The sequence below is a fragment of the Phormidesmis sp. 146-20 genome (assembly GCF_052939475.1).
The window spans coordinates 19,651-36,968 of record NZ_JBJPHT010000044.1 but is presented as its reverse complement, the minus strand read 5'-3'; the positions used below and the strand labels follow the sequence as shown (position 1 = coordinate 36,968).

At 49.8% G+C, this 17,318-nt stretch carries 17 protein-coding genes; 7 read left to right on the top strand and 10 right to left on the bottom strand.

Features of this window, described 5'->3' with window-relative positions:
• The first annotated feature begins 22 nt into the window (after window positions 1-22).
• The gene (locus ACKFKH_RS25540) at window positions 23-1,327 is read left to right on the top strand and encodes a CO2 hydration protein (RefSeq protein ID WP_446861161.1); all 1,305 of its coding nucleotides are present in this window, start codon (window positions 23-25) and stop codon (window positions 1,325-1,327) included.
• A 171-nt stretch (window positions 1,328-1,498) separates the two neighbouring features.
• Here the strand turns inward: ACKFKH_RS25540 and ACKFKH_RS25535 are convergent, their stop codons facing one another.
• A complete protein-coding gene (locus ACKFKH_RS25535) occupies window positions 1,499-1,900 on the bottom strand; it encodes a fasciclin domain-containing protein (RefSeq protein ID WP_446861160.1) in 402 nt (133 codons plus the stop codon).
• A gap of 402 nt (window positions 1,901-2,302) precedes the next feature.
• On the opposite strand from ACKFKH_RS25535, the gene ACKFKH_RS25530 reads away from it, so the two are divergent.
• A complete protein-coding gene (locus tag ACKFKH_RS25530; protein WP_446861159.1) occupies window positions 2,303-3,229 on the top strand; it encodes a LysR family transcriptional regulator in 927 nt (308 codons plus the stop codon).
• Here ACKFKH_RS25530 and ACKFKH_RS25525 read toward each other — a convergent pair.
• From ACKFKH_RS25525 to ACKFKH_RS25515, 3 genes are all read right to left on the bottom strand, one after another.
• Window positions 3,213-3,407 (bottom strand): hypothetical protein, encoded by a 195-nt coding sequence (locus ACKFKH_RS25525; protein WP_446861158.1) that lies wholly within the window; start codon window positions 3,405-3,407, stop codon window positions 3,213-3,215. The genes ACKFKH_RS25530 and ACKFKH_RS25525 overlap by 17 nt on opposite strands.
• A complete protein-coding gene (locus ACKFKH_RS25520) occupies window positions 3,404-4,594 on the bottom strand; it encodes a Coenzyme F420 hydrogenase/dehydrogenase, beta subunit C-terminal domain (RefSeq protein WP_446861157.1) in 1,191 nt (396 codons plus the stop codon). The genes ACKFKH_RS25525 and ACKFKH_RS25520 overlap by 4 nt, the downstream gene beginning before the upstream one ends.
• A 187-nt stretch (window positions 4,595-4,781) precedes the next feature.
• On the bottom strand, window positions 4,782-7,013 hold the full coding sequence (locus ACKFKH_RS25515) for an EAL domain-containing protein (RefSeq protein ID WP_446861156.1): 2,232 nt from the start codon (window positions 7,011-7,013) through the stop codon (window positions 4,782-4,784).
• Window positions 7,014-7,316: 303 nt separating this feature from the next.
• Between ACKFKH_RS25515 and ACKFKH_RS25510 the strand changes: the two genes are divergently transcribed.
• Both ACKFKH_RS25510 and trmFO read left to right on the top strand, forming a co-directional pair.
• Window positions 7,317-7,817, top strand: coding sequence for a peptidoglycan-binding domain-containing protein (locus tag ACKFKH_RS25510; protein ID WP_446861155.1), 501 nt, complete (start codon window positions 7,317-7,319; stop codon window positions 7,815-7,817).
• A gap of 69 nt (window positions 7,818-7,886) precedes the next feature.
• A complete protein-coding gene (gene trmFO, locus ACKFKH_RS25505; protein ID WP_446861154.1) occupies window positions 7,887-9,269 on the top strand; it encodes an FADH(2)-oxidizing methylenetetrahydrofolate--tRNA-(uracil(54)-C(5))-methyltransferase TrmFO in 1,383 nt (460 codons plus the stop codon).
• A gap of 34 nt (window positions 9,270-9,303) precedes the next feature.
• Here the strand turns inward: trmFO and clpP are convergent, their stop codons facing one another.
• The 4 genes from clpP to ACKFKH_RS25485 form a co-directional block, all read right to left on the bottom strand.
• The gene (gene clpP / locus ACKFKH_RS25500; protein ID WP_446861153.1) at window positions 9,304-9,927 is read right to left on the bottom strand and encodes an ATP-dependent Clp endopeptidase proteolytic subunit ClpP; all 624 of its coding nucleotides are present in this window, start codon (window positions 9,925-9,927) and stop codon (window positions 9,304-9,306) included.
• Window positions 9,928-10,177: 250 nt separating this feature from the next.
• Window positions 10,178-10,606, bottom strand: a complete 429-nt coding sequence (locus ACKFKH_RS25495; protein ID WP_446861152.1) for an SRPBCC family protein — start codon at window positions 10,604-10,606, stop codon at window positions 10,178-10,180.
• Window positions 10,599-10,928 (bottom strand): ArsR/SmtB family transcription factor, encoded by a 330-nt coding sequence (locus tag ACKFKH_RS25490; RefSeq protein WP_446861151.1) that lies wholly within the window; start codon window positions 10,926-10,928, stop codon window positions 10,599-10,601. The genes ACKFKH_RS25495 and ACKFKH_RS25490 overlap by 8 nt, the downstream gene beginning before the upstream one ends.
• Window positions 10,929-10,960: 32 nt before the next feature.
• Entirely contained in the window at window positions 10,961-11,203 is a 243-nt protein-coding gene (locus tag ACKFKH_RS25485) for a hypothetical protein (protein ID WP_446861150.1), read from the bottom strand.
• Between the two features lie 191 nt (window positions 11,204-11,394).
• Here ACKFKH_RS25485 and ACKFKH_RS25480 point away from each other — a divergent pair, with 191 nt between their 5' ends.
• Together ACKFKH_RS25480 and ACKFKH_RS25475 are read left to right on the top strand one after the other, a co-directional pair.
• Window positions 11,395-14,061 (top strand): PAS domain S-box protein, encoded by a 2,667-nt coding sequence (locus ACKFKH_RS25480; protein WP_446861149.1) that lies wholly within the window; start codon window positions 11,395-11,397, stop codon window positions 14,059-14,061.
• A 174-nt stretch (window positions 14,062-14,235) separates the two neighbouring features.
• Window positions 14,236-14,457, top strand: a complete 222-nt coding sequence (locus ACKFKH_RS25475) for a hypothetical protein (protein ID WP_446861148.1) — start codon at window positions 14,236-14,238, stop codon at window positions 14,455-14,457.
• 1 nt (window position 14,458) lies between these two features.
• On the opposite strand, the gene ACKFKH_RS25470 is transcribed toward ACKFKH_RS25475, so the two are convergent.
• Together ACKFKH_RS25470 and ACKFKH_RS25465 are read right to left on the bottom strand one after the other, a co-directional pair.
• Window positions 14,459-14,680 carry a ferredoxin-thioredoxin reductase variable chain gene (locus ACKFKH_RS25470; protein ID WP_446861147.1) on the bottom strand — a complete coding sequence of 74 codons (222 nt, stop codon included), beginning with the start codon at window positions 14,678-14,680 and terminating at the stop codon, window positions 14,459-14,461.
• Between the two features lie 100 nt (window positions 14,681-14,780).
• Complete coding sequence (locus tag ACKFKH_RS25465) at window positions 14,781-16,628, bottom strand: protein phosphatase 2C domain-containing protein (RefSeq protein ID WP_446861146.1); 1,848 nt, start codon at window positions 16,626-16,628, stop codon at window positions 14,781-14,783.
• 262 nt (window positions 16,629-16,890) lie between these two features.
• Here ACKFKH_RS25465 and ACKFKH_RS25460 point away from each other — a divergent pair, with 262 nt between their 5' ends.
• On the top strand, window positions 16,891-17,307 hold the full coding sequence (locus tag ACKFKH_RS25460; protein WP_446861145.1) for an NfeD family protein: 417 nt from the start codon (window positions 16,891-16,893) through the stop codon (window positions 17,305-17,307).
• Window positions 17,308-17,318 lie beyond the last annotated feature (11 nt).

The following is a 17,318-nucleotide window of genomic DNA, read 5'->3' as shown; positions in this document are numbered from 1 at the left end:
AGCCCACACACCCTTTATTCCTATGAACCTAGCCGCACCTCCCACCACCAAACTGCCTCCGTCACAGCACCCCTTCGCCGACATCATTCACCGTCTCGAAGCGGGTGGGGCCATGCTCCCTGACACCCCTGAGAACTTAATGCAGATCATCGGGTTGTACAAAGCCTATGCCGTGCCGATGGACTTTTATTGGCGAGACTTGCTTTACATTGGCGAGCAGGTTTTTCTCAACCCGTTTCCCTTTTTCAAATACTTCATCTCAGATGAATATCTCCAGCGTCACAACCACTATGCGGGCGATGATGCCGATTTGAGAATCTGGCGCGGAGTGGCGACGGCCCATCCAGAACTGCTGGAATTTATGGAAAAAGGCGAACTCAAGAAGAAACTACCGCGTCTGGCGCATCACCTGTGGCACGATCGCGTCAACATGGAGTTTGCTGAAGAGTGTATGCGGGCAATGCTCTGGCACCGAGGTATGTATGTGCCCGTCAACCAGTTTGATCCGTTCCTCGACAGTGATGAATATAAGGCGAATGCCGATCGCGCTATCAAGGCCTACTTCAAAGGCAATCCCGCGATGTTAGCGTTGCACAAAGCATTCCCCGATCTGTTTCTCGAACAGTGTCGTCAGTCATCCTACTATGCGAATCTCGGACTGTTTTGGGAAGTGATGGCTCCCGTGTTCTTCGAGATGTCTGACTTGTATGATGAAGGCAAGATCGCCAGCGTTCCTCAAGCAATGGATTTTTTGGTAAATGGCATCTTTGCGATCGCAGGTCGTCCTATTTACCATCACGTTTACATTCGCGGCGAGTGTTATGAAATCATTCCCAAATCCAAGGGCTTTACCTGGCTCTATGAAGCCGCTCTGCCCTACGTAGAAGCTGTCTTTTACCGCACGTCACCGTTTAGAGGCACCAAGTCCTACAACGCTCAGGCGGGCCAAGTTCCCGGTGAGCAGCCCGATTTTCACTATGGAGTTCTCTATGCTGACAAATTCCCCGTCGGCACGGCTGGCATTCCGCCGACGCTGTTGGCTCAAGACATGCTGCACTTCTTACCGGAATATCTGGTCGAGTATTACAAACAGCACTGTCGCGGTGAAGACGATATGTTGGTGCAGTTGGCAGTGAGCTTTCAGCGATCGATGTATTGTGTGACTTCTGCGGTCATTCAAGCGTTGCGAACCGCGTTGCTCTATCCACTGGATGATCCCAATCCCAACCATCTCAAAGCCAATCGCGCCTTCTTTGAATCACAGCTCGATCGCTTCCTGCGTCCAGAGTCTCGGATTCGAGAAATTCAAAGTCAATCCTATCGCTAAAACCGTTGACAAGAGAGTGGATGGAGCGGTCTTTCTACTCTCTAATTCTGCCCTGTTGAATAGAACAGTTTGTTGAATAAGTTTGTTGAACAAAAAAAGGGGTTCACTGAGGCGATTCTTCTAAGTGAAGCGATCGCACCCACAACCCCACCCGCTGATTCGTTTGCAAACTTAGCCCATCAAAATCACGTTATCGATTACATGAATGATTCCGTTATCGGCTTCGATGTCTGGCGCGACAACCGTGGCATTTTTGACCTCAAAGCCATCGATAAACTTGACAGGAATCGGCGACCCTTCTAGCGAAGTCACAGAACCCAGCTTTTCTAAATCGGCTTGTGTATATTTGCCAGACGCGACGTGAAACATCAAAATTCGAGTGAGTTGAGGAATGTTTTGTACCAGCGTTTGGATGGTTCCCGGTGGTAGTTTGGCGAAGGCTTCATCCGTTGGAGCAAACACCGTAAACGGGCCAGGACTCTTGAGCGCATCGACCAGATTTGCCGCCTTGACCGCCGTCACCAGCGTACTAAAAGACCCAGCGCCCACTGCAATATCAACAATATCAGCCATAGTTTTTACTTGTTGCGATCGTTAACGTCATAATCCATCAATTGGACATCTAGAACCATTACAGTTTGATACCAATCACTAGATTCAGGATGTGAATAGAATGCAAAACTCAACCCACATATTCAGCACAGAGGAGCCTGAAAATCAGTGCCAGCGGCTCACCTCAATGGCTCATCTCAATAAAGAAAGCGTTGCATATCGGATGTGGGTGGCCAGCGATGCGCTACAAGTCAGCAACTCAGCGATGGCTCCAACAAAACCTTTTGACATGCAACGCAGATTGGAAGGGAGCATATGCTCTTGTGCATTATCATAGCTACAAAAGCTATCAATAGAAATCACTGTTCTCAATCACTCACATAGATATTTATCTATTTACTCATTATGGCAGGAGCTTTTCCTTTGCAAAACGCTACTCTTCACCAACTCAAAGTTTTTGAAGCTGTCGCCCGTCACAGCAGTTTTACCCGTGCTGCGGAAGAATTATTTTTGACCCAGCCTACGGTCTCGATGCAGGTCAAGCAGCTTTCTAAAACGGTCGGCTTACCGCTATTTGAGCAGGTCGGCAAAAAGCTGTTTCTCACGTCCGCCGGGAAAGAACTCTATGCCACTTGTCAGGATGTGTTTGATCGCCTCTCTCAATTTGATATTGCGATCGCTGACCTCAAAGGACTCAAACAAGGCACGTTACGCATCGCTGTGATCACGACTGCCAAGTATGTGATCCCCAGAATTTTGGGGCCGTTTTGTCAGCGCTACCCTGGGATTGACATTTCGCTAACGGTGACCAACCACCAATATATTCTAGACAGTCTGGCTGCCAACCGCGACGATCTTTATATCATTAGCCAACTGCCCGACGACTCAGAAGCGCAAACCCATTCCTTTATGGAAAATCCGCTGGTTGTGTTAGCTCCCCGCAGTCACCCCCTCGCGCAAGAGAAGAACATCCCCCTAGAGCGCATTGCAGAAGAACCTTTTATCATGCGAGAACCGGGATCAGGCACTCGAAAAACGGTTCAGAAGCTGTTTGATGCTCACGGGCTGACGATGAAGGTCAAGCTAGATTTGAGCAGTAATGAGGCGATCAAACAAGCGATCGCAGGCGGTATGGGAATCTCGATTCTCTCAAAACATACGCTGGCACTCGAAGGACTCAACAACCAACTGGCTGTTTTGGATGTAGAAGGCTTTCCGATCGAGCGTCAATGGTACGTGGTCTACCCCGGTGGAAAACAGTTGTCGGCGATCGCTCAGGCTTTCTTCGACTATTTGCTGAATGAAGGCAAACAAGTTGCCGAGCAAACGGCCTTCAAGGGACTGATTTAGGCGGATTCAGTAACGGATGGGAGTCGATGTGAGTGCAATGGAGGTTTCTCGCTTCGATGTTTAGAAGCTCCTGCCCCCAATCTGCCAATTCTGGGAGACTCCAAACCGAGACTTGTTTGAGAAAGTTGGAGGCTCTATTCACTACCCAATCCGCTGCGATCGCTCTGTAGTTTGTCACTCTGGTAGGTTGTACTGGTCGACAATCCGTTTGGCGTAATCGGGGACATGTTGTTCTAGCTTTTCGGGGTAGTTGCGTTTTACATATAAATAGTTGCGGGTAAAGTGAGAGTCGATCGAGAAGCGGGCATATTCCAAACCTTTGGGGCCGATTTTCTCGATCACCACGCCCATTAGTTTAGCGGCCCACATAGGAAGCGTCACGCCTTGATCGTAGGCAGGAATGCTCTGCTGAACGGCATTATGGCGATCGCCTTGAGACATCACAGGCTGAGTGTCGATCTGGTCTTGCACCAGATCCAGCATTTCTTGACCGCGATCGTTTCGCACCACAATCCACTGCCAGCCAAAGGGTGCGCCCATATATCCCACAACCAGATCCGCGAGGGAATTTACATAGTCAAAACAACTCATACAAGAGGGCGCAAACACATCTTTGAGTTGGTTGGTTTTGAGTCCAAAAAAGGGCACCCGTTCAACAGAGCCGTCCTCATGCTTGAAATGTACTCTAAAATCCTGCATGAATTCGTAATGCACCACTGTATCGGGCGATCGGCTAGTCGTTTCCAAAAACTTTTGCAGCCCGGCGCGATCGACGTTATCGACACAGGGCGTTCCCAACACATAGAGCTTTTCGAGACCCAATTCTTTCTCAACGGCTCTCAAGGCTTGAATCTGACAGCCTACCCCAATGACTAACAGCCGCTTCATCCCAGACTGCTCAACCTGTTCGAGAATCGAAAGATTGGGTGACAGCGTGGGTTTGTTAACTCGTGCCGCGAGAATTTCTTGAGGCGTACGGGCGATCACAGGTTTGGGCTGAAAGCGATCGTCGGCCGTATTTTGAACGCAAACCACCCCTTCGACCAGTCCGCGAGTCAGCATCTCAATGGCGATCGAGCTAACAATCCCCGTCCACTGCGCGCCAGGAATCGGCTCTTTTTTGCGGGCGGCCATCATGTCTTGACTCACGCCAAAGTACCATTCATCCGGATTGTCGAGATTGCGGGCGCGATCGTGAACCTGCTCCTCTAACTCAGCAATCTGTTGGTTTAAGAAAGCACAGGCTTCTTTGACATAGTGAATGTAATAGGTGTCACACAGTCCACACTCGCTACACAACGCTTTCGCAGGACGGCGACTAGACGGTTTGAGCGCTTTTGCCTTTTTGTGGGAGCTTTGAAGCATTTTTTATCAGAGAATATCGAAACTGATTCACCTCTTGGATCTTCTCATGTTTGTTGAAGGCTGTGCGTTGCTTTGAGAATTTCAGACCGTTTCGTTAGGCAGTGCATCGCTGCGGAGAATCTTAGAGTGACATGAATTTTGACTTAAATGCTTCACTTGAGCCGCCCATCAGCAAAGCAAAATGATGTTATCGAACCGACGTTAAACCAGGTTTTGCAGAAAATTTGGGACGAGCGGAGTAGGTCGCAGCCAATGTCTCCACCGTAAACGCACAGGGTTTGGCAATCTTGTAGCCTTGAGCATAATCAAATCCGATCGCTTTCACCTTTGCCAGCGTTTCATCATCTTCACATTCTGCGATCGTTTTTAACTGCATCACATGTCCAATGTGGTTGATCGCTTCGACCATCGCGCTGGCCACAAAATCATGGGCAATTTCTTTAACAAAAGAGCCATCAATCTTGAGATAGTCAACAGGCAGATTTTTTAGGTAGCCAAACGAAGACATGCCGCTGCCAAAATCATCCAGTGCAAACCGACAACCCAACTGCTTGAGATCGCGAATCACTTGAGCCGCTTTACCCAGATTAGAGATTGCGATCGTTTCTGTAATCTCAAAACAAATCAGTTGCGGCGGAATCTGATGCAGGGTTAATTGTTCTTGAATAAACGTCACCAGACTCTCTTCGTTAATGCTTTCGCCTGACAAATTGATGGCAAACAGACAATCACACTCTAGATTTTGCTCTTGAGCATAACGCCAGAGATAACGGTAATACTCGCCTTGAGTTGCAAACAAAGTTCGGATTACCCAACGGTCGATCGCAGGCATCAGATGATACCTTTCGGCTGTCGAGAGAAATGCTGCGGGTAATAGCAACGTATTCGTCTCGTCTAACATCCGAATCAACACTTCATAATGCTCAGAGGATTGGCGATCGGGAGCCAGTGGCAAAATAGGCTGATAGTAAAGTCGAAACCGATCTTCTTCTAGCGCTTTGGCGATCTGAGTGATCAACGGACTGCCGCTAACGCGAATCAGATGAGACGACTCAGGCTGATAAATTTCGATGCGATTTCGCCCCTGTTTTTTGGCTCGATAACAAGCTGCATCCGCTTGATTAAAACTGTCGATCGCGCTCACATTCGCATCCATCAGCGTCAGACCAATACTCACGCCGATCGCAAAGGTTTTTCCCTGCCAGACAAATCGAAAGTTCTGGATTTTTTGGTGAATTTCTTGAGCTACCTCCCGGCCTTCTGCCAGAGAACACTGGTGCAACAGCAGCCCAAATTCATCTCCGCCCAACCGAGCCAACAGATCAGACTTTCGCACCCAGCTTTTCAACAAATCACTGACCTGACGCAGCAGTTCATCGCCTGCCAGATGCCCACAGGTGTCGTTGATGATTTTGAAGCGATCGAGATCCATACAGCAGAGGACGTGAGTTTGTCCGATTTGCGCCGTGTGGCAGGCTTGGTCGAGACATCGGTCAAATTCTCGCCGATTGACCAGCGTCGTCAGCATATCGTGACGTGCCTGCCAACAAAGTTGTCGAGCTAGACTTCGCGCTTGAGTGACATCTCGAAACACTAGTACTGCGCCAATGATTTGCCCTTCTTTAGCGCGGATTGGGGACGCAGAGAGATCGATCGCAAACTCACGTCCGTTTTTCTCTAGTAGCAAAGCGTGGTGGTTGAGTTCTACGGTGTTGCCCTTTCTCAGAACTGTTTTTAGCGGATTGCTGACAGGTTTGCGAGTTTCCTGATGCAGAATATTGAAAACCTTGGAAAGAGCCATTCCTTGGGCGGTTTCACAAGTCCAACCTGTCAGGCTTTCGGCTTTGGGGTTGAGCGATCGCACGTCTCCCACTTTGTTGGTCGTAATCACGGCATCTTCGATCGAGTGCAGCGTGATTTGGGCGAGTTCTTTTTCTTGAGCCAGCGCTTGTTGACTCTGTTTGAGACTGGACTGCACTAGCTCATGAATTCGTAACTGAGCCAACAGCAGATGAGGAATATCGAGCAGGGCGTATTCGTCAGGAAGCTGCACGACGATCGGCTCATATAGCTGGTGCCGTGGTCGCTCTAAGGCTCGCTGTACGGCGGCCAAAATGGGGGTGTCTCCGGGCAAAATCAGCGGTTTAGCTTCGGTCGTTTTGTAAAAGAGGTGAAGCGGTTTTTTTAGGAAAAGCTCTGGGATGTAAGGGCGGCTGATCTGCTCAAAGAAATGTTTGCGCGAAATCATCCCCGCACACTGATTGGTTTCTAGCAAAATCACACCGGGCAGCGAGGTCGAAGTTTCAAACAGTTGGCTCACTAAAGCAGTGGGCGATCGCGCATCAACGCAGGCCTGATGAAGATACAAACAAGCTAAGGTCGCGTCTAAATCAAGCCTCGGCTCAAACAATCCTGGCATAGGAAATCACAGTCCAAAAGGGGGTCGGCTGAAAGAAGCAGGATAAACAGCATAAAGATAGACGCACCATGACCGTATAAATACTAGGATGACCTATAAACTGAGTACTTTTGGTTACAGATAGATTTAAACTAAGTAAAGGTCTGATTAACTTATTCCAATATCGAAGTTAAGCGTTAGAAACAGTTCAATAGCGACCCTGGACTTTGGACTCTAGACGGACTAAGCTTTTAGTCTCCCAAGGTCTCTCTTTTCCCGAATAAGCCCGAATAAGTATTAGAAAAGCCACCATTGGCGACTGCGATGACATCGAGTTCTGAACCCCCCCATTTTGAGTCGGTCACCGAGGGAGAACTGCACCCCTGGGATCTGGGCGATCGCGTCGAGGCTTTACAAGTCCTGCTCAATGCTCATGGGTTTGTTTTGAGAGTAGACGGAGAGTTTAACAGTCGGACAGAAGCCGCCGTCAGAGTCTACCAGGCTCAACACAACCTGAGAATTGATGGCATCGTGGGTATTCAAACCTGGGCAATGTTAAAAAAGACAGTCCAACCGGGGACACGATCGCTCAAGCAGGGTGACTCCGGAGCAGATGTTTATGAACTTCAAGGTTTGCTAAACGTCAACGGCTATTCGCTGAAGCGCAATGGGGTGTTTGATCCAGCCACTCATGCAGGTGTAGTAAACTTTCAGCAAACGCACAGACTCAGGGCAGATGGCGTAGTGGGAACCATTACCTGGAATCTGCTCCGCGGAAAACCTTTACCGCCTCCGCCTCCTAAGCAGCAAAATTGGTTTGTTTGATCGCCCAAAACTTTCACCGAGTCTTTCATCGCTCTCGTATCCTAGAAAAAGGCAAACGCGCAGGATGATATGACTCAACAACCGATTCAGGTAATTGGCGGCGGATTAGCAGGCACCGAAGCCGCCTGGCAAATTGCTCAAGCAGGCGTGCCCGTGATTTTGCACGAAATGCGACCAGAACGCCTCAGCCCCGCCCACCACAGCCAAGAGCTTGCCGAACTCGTATGCAGCAACTCGTTTGGCGCACAGTCTAGCGATCGCGCCTCTGGTCTACTCCATGAAGAACTGCGTCGATTGGGGTCGATCGTCATTGCCAAAGCGGATGAGCATCAAGTCCCGGCGGGGGGTGCGCTGGCGGTCGATCGGGCCCAGTTTAGTCAAGATCTCACAACGACGCTGGCTAACCATCCTTTGATCGAGTTGCGGCGTGGCGAAGTGCCCCAAATTCCTTCAGAAGGCGTTACCGTTCTCACAACCGGGCCGCTAACGACCCCAGAACTGGCCGAAGATTTACGGCAATTTACAGGCTTAGAGTATTTGAGTTTCTTTGATGCAGCCAGTCCGATCGTCGTGGGTGAATCAATCAACTTTGACATTGCATTTCTCGCATCGCGCTACGACAAAGGAGAAGCCGCCTACCTCAACTGCCCGATGAACAAAGATCAGTATTTGCATTTTTGGACAGAATTGTGCAAAGCAGAACAGGCAGAACTCAAGGATTTTGAGCGAGAAACGGCCAAGTTTTTTGAGGCTTGTTTGCCGATCGAAGAAATGGCCCGACGCGGCGAAGACACGATGCGATACGGGCCACTCAAGCCTGTGGGACTATTTGATTCGCGCCGAGGAGACTTTCGCGCCCCCGAAAATCAAATTCATCGTCCCTATGCCGTCGTGCAACTTCGCCAGGAGGACAAAGCGGGACAACTCTGGAATCTCGTCGGCTTTCAAACCAACTTGCGCTGGGGAGAACAAAAGCGCGTCTTTCAGCTAATCCCTGGGTTAGAACAGGCCGAGTTTGTCCGCATGGGAGTCATGCACCGCAACACATTCATCAATTCACCTGAGCTACTGTCGCCCTCACTGCAATTCAAAAAGCGTCCTACTCTACTTGCGGCGGGTCAAATCAGCGGCACCGAAGGCTACACGGCTGCATCGGCTGGCGGCTGGCTGGCTGGCACCAACGCCGCTCGCATCGCTTTGGGGCTTCCGACTCTGACGCTTCCGGTGACAACGATGATGGGGTCGCTGTTTGACTTTATCTGTTCTGCCTCGCCCAAACACTTTCAGCCCATGCCGCCCAACTTTGGTATCTTGCCCACCCTGCCCCAAAAGATTCGCAACAAGCAAGAACGCTATGGGCTGTATCGCGATCGCTCCCTCTCTGACCTGACCACCTGGAGCCGAGAACATAGAGTGGGTGAGCGATCGTTTCAGTTGAGCCACTCTCAGTGAGGGTCGTTAACCCAGTGCTTTCGTGATGGCACTATCAAACGGGTGCAAATTCAGGCTGCATAGTGGGGGTGGGAAGGGAGAGTAGGGAGCGATCGACGACCTGATCAATCAAGCCATACTCCACCGCTTCCTGCGCCGACATAAAGAAATCTCGTTCGGTATCTTGCTCAATTTGCTCCAGAGACTTCCCGGTATGGTTCGCCATGCTCTGATTGATCCGGCGTTTTAGATAGAGAATTTCTCTAGCTTGAATCTCAATATCCACCGCCTGCCCCTGCGCCCCGCCAGAAGGTTGGTGAATCATAATGCGCGAACTGGGCAAACTGCTGCGCTTGCCTTTTGCACCCGCACCGAGCAGAAACGCGCCCATACTGGCCGCAAATCCATAGCAGATTGTGCAAACATCTGGACGAATGTGATTCATTGTGTCGTAGATTCCTAAGCCATCCAGCACAGAGCCACCGGGAGAGTTGATGTAGAGGTAGATGTCTTTTTCGGGGTCTTCTGCTTCTAAAAACAGCAGTTGGGCCACAATTCGATTGGCCATTTCTGACTCGACGGGTTCTGCCAAAAAAACAATTCGCTCTCGCAGCAACCGAGAATAAATGTCGAAGGCTCTTTCTCCCCGACCCGATTGTTCAATAACGGTAGGAATCATGATGTGGATTTCCTCAATGAGTTTGACGGATTCACAAATGGGTAATCGGCAGTAGGGTTGGTTGACGTGAATTCGATGGATCTCTTCGCTTTGGTTGCCTTGGATTGCTCCTCAATCTCGGCTCAATGAGGGACTTTGAACGAGAAATCTTGTCTAAAAGTCTCCCAGAATCGCGGGGTTGGAGAAGCATCAAACGACGCGAAATAATTCAATCGAACTAACTGATGAAAACTCCCATAACCGAGTGATGTTAGGCGACCAGAATGAAGACTTCTTCGAGTTCTAGTAGCTGTTTGAGGTCAGATAGGCGAGTTGTCCATTGCTGGCTAAGGGATAGGCAGCTTTGGGTGTCTAGTCGATCGTGGATCAACGTCAATTTCACCCTGGCTCCAGCCTGCTCTAACTTAAACAGCACACGAGACGGTTGGACTTCAACAACATCAGGCGACCAAACGCTATAAGCAAGTCGATGTGGCGGCTCGGACTGCAACACTTCGCCAACGCCTTCAGATTGACCATCTTGATTGATATGCTGCACGGGTGACCCCACCTGCCAGTCCGACGCAAGTTGCCCATCTCCCCAATATTGCTGGGTGAATGCGTCGCTAGTCAGCGCTTCCCAGAGTTGTTCGAGAGTGGTTGCAATGTAGGTCACATAAACAAAGGTGGGTTTAGTCATGTTCCGTCTCCCTGGTGTTTTCTTCGAGGCTGCGTTTTAACTCGCTCAGTGCGTCTAATTGATGGCGTTCATATTTACTCAACCAGCGATCGTAGATTTCCTGGATGGGTACTGGGTTCAGGTAATGCAGTTTTTCTCGCCCGTGCCAAACGATGACGACCAGATTTGCGGTTTCTAATACAGTGAGATGCTTTGTCACGGCTTGTCGCGTCATATCAAGGTGTTTGCATAGGTCTCCTAGGGTTTGTCCGTTGTGAATGTACAACTGGTCGAGCAATTTTCTGCGACTCTGGTCAGCAAGGGCTTTGAACACTGCATCCATATCAAAATAATACGCAACTAATTGGTTGCATGTCAAGCGATCGCACGCGAAGAATTCGTGAGTTCTCTGAAAGTTATGCGCTGCGGGGTTCTGTCTTCCTGCCCCCAACCCCACTTCTCAGGAACTTCAAGGACTTTTCGAGCCACACAGAACTGATAAAGCTGACTGGTCTGAGCGATCGCAGCCTGATCCCTGCCCTTTTCTGTTAATTCGGTTAAATTGATTCGCTTTGCAAGGCGGCCCTTCTGCTCAAGTCTGCTATTCTCTAACTGCATTGGTTGCTTTAAGGTGCATGAACCAAAGTTTTAGATGTTCTCCACTCACTGCTAAGGCTCAAATCGCAGAGTGGGTGGACGTTAAGGCTTTATTATCTAACTGTAAAATCAAAAACTTCCAATAACTGGGAACGTTAGAATAAGTTCTCAATTCCGCACCCATGCTGCAATCCAGTCAACTCCCAGCGCAGATGCAACCAGAAGACCTGTTTCGACGGTTTATAGAGCAAGCCCCGGTGGCGATCGCTCTCTTTGACCAGAATCTACGCTACCAAGGACTCAGCCAGCGCTGGGTTGATGAATTTGGACTGGGCAGCATTTCAGAAATTATCGGTCAGTATTGCTATGACGTTTTACCCAATATTTCAACGCGCTGGCGAGAAGTGCATCAACAAAGTTTAGCAGGCGCGATCGTAGAAAGCGAAGTCGAACAACTACACTTTCCTAACGGCGAAACCAAATGGATGCAATGGCAAGTAAAACCCTATCGAGATCAACAAGATAATATCTCAGGCATCATCATGTATGCAGAAGTGATCTCACAGTGCATTCGCTTAGATAATTCTGAAAGTCACTCGATGGAATGGAAAACGCTAGAAGAAAATCTAGAAAATCACCAGCAGCGATCGATGATTGCACAGCTAGAACATGAGATCGCAGAACGCAAACGCACAGAAGCAGAACTACATGCTTTATTTGCGGCAATGACGGATGTGATCTTTGTTTTAGACGCTGAAGGACGTTATCTCAAGATCGCTCCGACAAATCCCGATTTACTTTACCAGCCTTCTGATCGGGTCATCGGCAAAACCATGCACGAAATTTTACCCCTAGAAGAAGCGACTCGATCGGTCAACTGCATTCAACAAGCGCTCAAGACTCAACGGGCTGTCAGTTTGGAGTATAGTCTCTCGATCGACGGAAAGCTGCTCTGGTTTGATGCGACCGTTTCTCCGATGCTCGACAACACCGTAATTTGGGTGGCTCACGATGTCACCGATCGCAAACAAGCTGACAGAGCACTACAACTGATGCAGTTTTCGATCGATGGGGCAGCCGATCCGATTTTTTGGATCAAGTCAGATGCTCGGTTTTTTTATGCCAATCAAGCTGCCACCCAAGTCTTGGGCTATTCGCTTTCAGAGTTTATGGCTCTGTCAGTGCTGGATATCGATGTGGATTTTCCTGCCGAAGCCTGGAGCGCCCACTGGCAAACTCTCAAGCAGCAAGGTGGAATGGTTGCAGAATCACGGACTCGCACCAAAGCAGGAGCCATTATCCCGATCGAGTTTGCGATCAACTACCTCGAATTTGACGGCGAAGAATATAGCTTTGTGTATGTGCGCGACATCAGCAATCGCAAGCAAGCCGAAGCAGAACTTCGAGAATTTGCCGATCGCCAATCGCTGCTCAATCGCATTGCCAATCAGATTCGCCACTCGTTAGAACTGGATGTCGTTCTTGAGACTGCGCTCCAGGCCATTCACCAACTGCTAGAAGTCGATTACTGTTTTTTTGCGTGGCATATTCCTGACTCAGAATCGCCTATGTGGGAAGTGATCAAAGAAGCAAAGGGAGCAGATTTGCCCAGTGTGATTGGTTGTTATGCAGCGAGTCTCGTCGGTTTGGAGGCAAGACAGCTCCTCGATCAAGAAATTTTGCAAACGGATAACGTGGCGGATCTAGCAGAGTCAGCCTATCAAAAATTTTTGGAGTCGATCGACTCCAAATCTTCGATTTTATTAACTGTGGAAACAAGCCTCGATCGCATTGGTCTGATTGCCTGCGACCATCGACAACAGCTTCACCCCTGGACACCGAGCGAAGTGGAACTGTTGAGAGCCGTCACGGCCCAGGTGGCCATTGCGATCGACCAGGCCGAACTCTACAAACAAAGCCTCGCCGCCGCCCAAACTGCCCAAGACCAGACCCAACAGCTTGAAGAAACGCTGCAATCGCTGCAAAAAGCTCAGATTCACCTCGTCCAGAGCGAAAAAATGTCTAGCCTGGGGCAAATGGTGGCGGGCGTTGCTCACGAAATTAACAATCCGGTGAGCTTTATCTATGGCAACGTGATCCATATTCGCCAGTACGCCGAAGATCTACTCGATTTGTTAGCGCTCTATCAAAGCCACTATCCGCAGCCAAATTCAGACATTCAAGCCAAAGCTGACGACATTGATCTTGTGTTTTTGCGCGAAGATTTGCCCAAACTGCTCAACTCGATGCAAGTGGGCACCGATCGCATTCGAGACATTGTGCGATCGCTGAGAATTTTTTCTCGACTGGATGAAGCTGACTGCAAAGTGGTAGACCTCCACGAAGGCATCGACAGTACGCTGATGATTTTGCAAAATCGCCTTCGCCCCTCGCCCGATCGCCCCTCGATTGAGATTGTCAAAGCCTATGGTGAGTTGCCGCTAGTGCAATGCTACGCCGGACAGCTAAACCAGGTCTTCATGAATATTTTGACGAATGCGATCGATGCTCTCGAAGAAGCGGGAGAGTTGGTCAAAGGTCAAACGCCGACCCAGAAAGCAATGACAATTCGGATTCAAACTGAACGAGTAGGCGACCCCTTGCGGGTAACTCAAAGCGACCCCTTGCGGGTAACTCAAAGAGATCGCGTCAAGATTCGCATTCACAACACCGGATCGAGCATTCCCGAAGCGATTCAACAACGCTTATTTGACGCTTTTTTTACCACCAAACCTGTCGGACAAGGGACGGGGCTAGGCCTCTCCATCAGCTATCAAATCGTCACCGAAAAGCATGGCGGCCGTCTGGAATGTCGCTCTTCTCCAAAGTTTGGTACAGAATTTACGATCGAGATTCCCATCTCTCAAGGTCAAGATTAGCGAGAGTTTGAGGAAATTTGAGCAGAGCGAGTTTTCAAGTTTTGGCTTTTAGCTTTCTGGCTAACGTCTCCCGTCCAATGTCTTTAGTCTAAGAATGCCTTTGGTCTAAGAATGTCTTTAGTCTAAGAATGAGCTAGATTGGCTAAGACGTAGGCTTTATTTTAATTTCAGCCCATGCGCTATAACGATCATCGCTGGTTTCGGCCGACTGCTCAATCAGATGCAGAAATCTTAGAGGTTTATCGCACCACCCATCAGTTTTACGAGGAAGCGCACTATCGAGAAGACCACGATCGCTACTGTGAATGGTATCAAGCGATCGCCCTTCAAAATCAGCAAGCGCTTGAGAAGATGCGCGGTGACATAAATCTATTTGGTTGGTTTTGCAAAAAGTAGGCTAAATCGCTTCTAGCTCAAAGTCTTGTAGATGTACCTTGAGCTTGGGGCCAAACTTCACCAAAATTGGGAAATTAGCACTGACCAGGCGGCCCTGCCACTCTTTGACGATTGCCACCACTTCCCCTTCTTGCCCCTTTAGCTCAAACGGCTGACTTCGATGTTCTGGATGGTGATAAATGACAACGGACTCCACAACCCGAACACGAGTTCCTACTTCCATAATCCTTAGTGTTTCCTTGTCGAGAGCGTTCACCACAATCAGTCCAACCCAAAATCTTTTCTACAATCTTTTCATCTTTGCATAAGAGCGTCCCTCTTCCTCATTGTTTGAGAAAACTCCTGAGCGGCAGCCGTTCTCTAAGCTGATTAAAGCGCTGATTAAAGCCAACCGGATCGACAGAATACCAGACTCCTAGCCCCAATGCACTGGTGAGCAACAGCATCATAAAGATTCTCAAAGGCAACAGAGGCAGCGATTTGCGGCGAGTTGGGGCGATCGCTTCGGGCACGACCGCTTCGGGCAACACCGCCGGGATGATCGCAGGCTCAATAACAGATTCTTTGCGGGGCAGTTCGGGTAAGGGCGCAGACACCTGACAGTAGGTGAGCACGATCGAAGTGTTGTCATGCCCATTGCGATCGTTGGCCAACGCCAACCACGACTGAACGGCCGACTCTAGCGACCCTTTTTCTCGAAGAATCAAGTCTGCATAATCTCTCCAAGACTGCTCCACCAGGTCATGATCGCTCAAGCCATCCGAACAGAGCAGCAGCAGACCTTCTTCTTCCAAAACAAAGCGCTGCACGGCAGGATGGAGAAACTGACTGTCTCGTGTCCCCAAGGCCTGAGTCAACGCCCCCGAATCAGGACGCTTGAGCACATCGCGCTGCAAAGCTCGCCCAAACTTGACTTCTCGCGTCACCACATCATCATCCACTGTTAACTGATGACAATACTGCTGCGTGATCCAATACGCCCGACTATCGCCCACATTGACTAAGTAAACTTCGTGAGCATTGCTGGCGATCATCCCTTCTGGCAGTCTCACCCGCTGGGGCACCTGAAGCGTCATGACGAGCGTGGTTCCCATGCGACGGCGAGCTTCTCGATCTTGAGCATCATTTTGAGCCGCGATCACATTATTGACCACGCGCACAATCGCCGCCAGTTGGTCAGCGACGAGTTCTGGAGCAATCAGATCGGGCTGTTCGGCAATCTCGGTCAGCAGCGCCTTGATTTGTAATTGCAGCGACTGGACGGCTAACTGACTGGCCACTTCTCCGCCTTCATGGCCGCCGATGCCATCACAGACGATCGTCAAACGTGGGGTCAAATCGTCATGGGGCTGAGTGCGAGCTTGAATGGTCAGGGGATAGCAGGTGTCTTCATTGTGCGATCGCTGGGGGCCACTTTCTGTCGCGCCAAAGACTTGTAATCTCAGGGGCAGCCGCGCCGATTGTTCGAGTAAAAGCTGGTTGAGTTGGGCTGACACTTCAGATAGCGTCGCGCCGTCCTGCATGGTGTCGCAGATTGATTTGAGGGAGTCGGCGATCGCAGGTTTGGCATCGGGCACCCAGATTTGCCAACATTGACCCAGATTGTTGAGCGAAGGATGGGCAAAAGAAGCCGTGACGTGGGTGGGATCGTCTTGATCTTGAATCAGCTCTTTAAGCCGAATTCGCCAGCCTTCGACGCGCAGATTGTCGGGAGACAGCAGGCTCGACGCGACCTCCAACTCTGATAAAGGAGTCCAAAGCTGTAGAATCTGCCACAGCCAGTAGACCTGACGGACGGCGCTCGTTTGCTGCCAGACTTGAGCGATCGCCACTTGCAGTTGACCAGAAGCGTCGATCGGCGCATTTTCTAACAGCAGAATGTCTTCTGACTCGTCTTGATAAAACCCATACACTTCGGGCACATGCAGCCGCTGCGGGTAGAGTTGTAGATAAGGAAGCGCCTCGTCAGGCAGCATATCGGGAACGTGGGGATCGATTTCGGGGCGGGTGTCTCGCCAGATTTGAGGGGCAATAATCTGATAGCGATCGTTCTCTAGCGAAGTGCCCACAGTTTTTTGTGCGGCGGTGGCTCCGACGGCCCAGAGATAGCGATGCTCTGATGATTGCAAACTGCTCATGCCCTTAGAAAGCGCGATTGTGTGGTGTGTCATTTTTTTTGCGTTCTTTGCCGTTTGTCTCTGCATCACGAATGCCTTACGACAAATGACCCCAACTGTGAAGGGTTACGGAATCGAGGGAAACCTGATTGAAGATCAACTTAGGTCACTTGCTTGAGCGATTGAATGGTTAATTCTACCTCTCAATTGCCTTCTAAAAATCTCATTTAATATACAGCGTTATTTTGGTAGAAGGGTTTGAATTTCTGCTCTACCGCTTGATACTCTTTGACCCAAAATTTGACCCAAAACTGATATGCCACTAAGTCCGATCGCGGTTTGGTTCTTGATAGGGGTTACCCTGATTCTGGTCGAGTTCTTTTTGCCGACAGCGTTTATTGCCTTTGTGATGGGGGTGAGTGCGCTGATTGTGGCGGCCCTTTCGACCGTTTTGTCGCTTAATTTGCAGATTGCGCTTTGGGTCGTGCTGTCGATCGCGCTGGTGCTAATTTCTCGTCGATTTGTCAGTCGTCGTGCCGCACTTAAGTTAGATGCAACTGAGGCGCAGGCTTTGACGGAGATTCTACCTGGTGAGACGGGACGGGTACTCTATGAAGGCAATTCCTGGAATGCTCGTTGTGAAATGGAGGCGACGATCGCTCCCAATCAGCGTGTGTATGTGGTGGGGAGAAAGGGAACGACGTTAATTGTGATGCCGGATTTGATTCATTAGGAGACTACTTG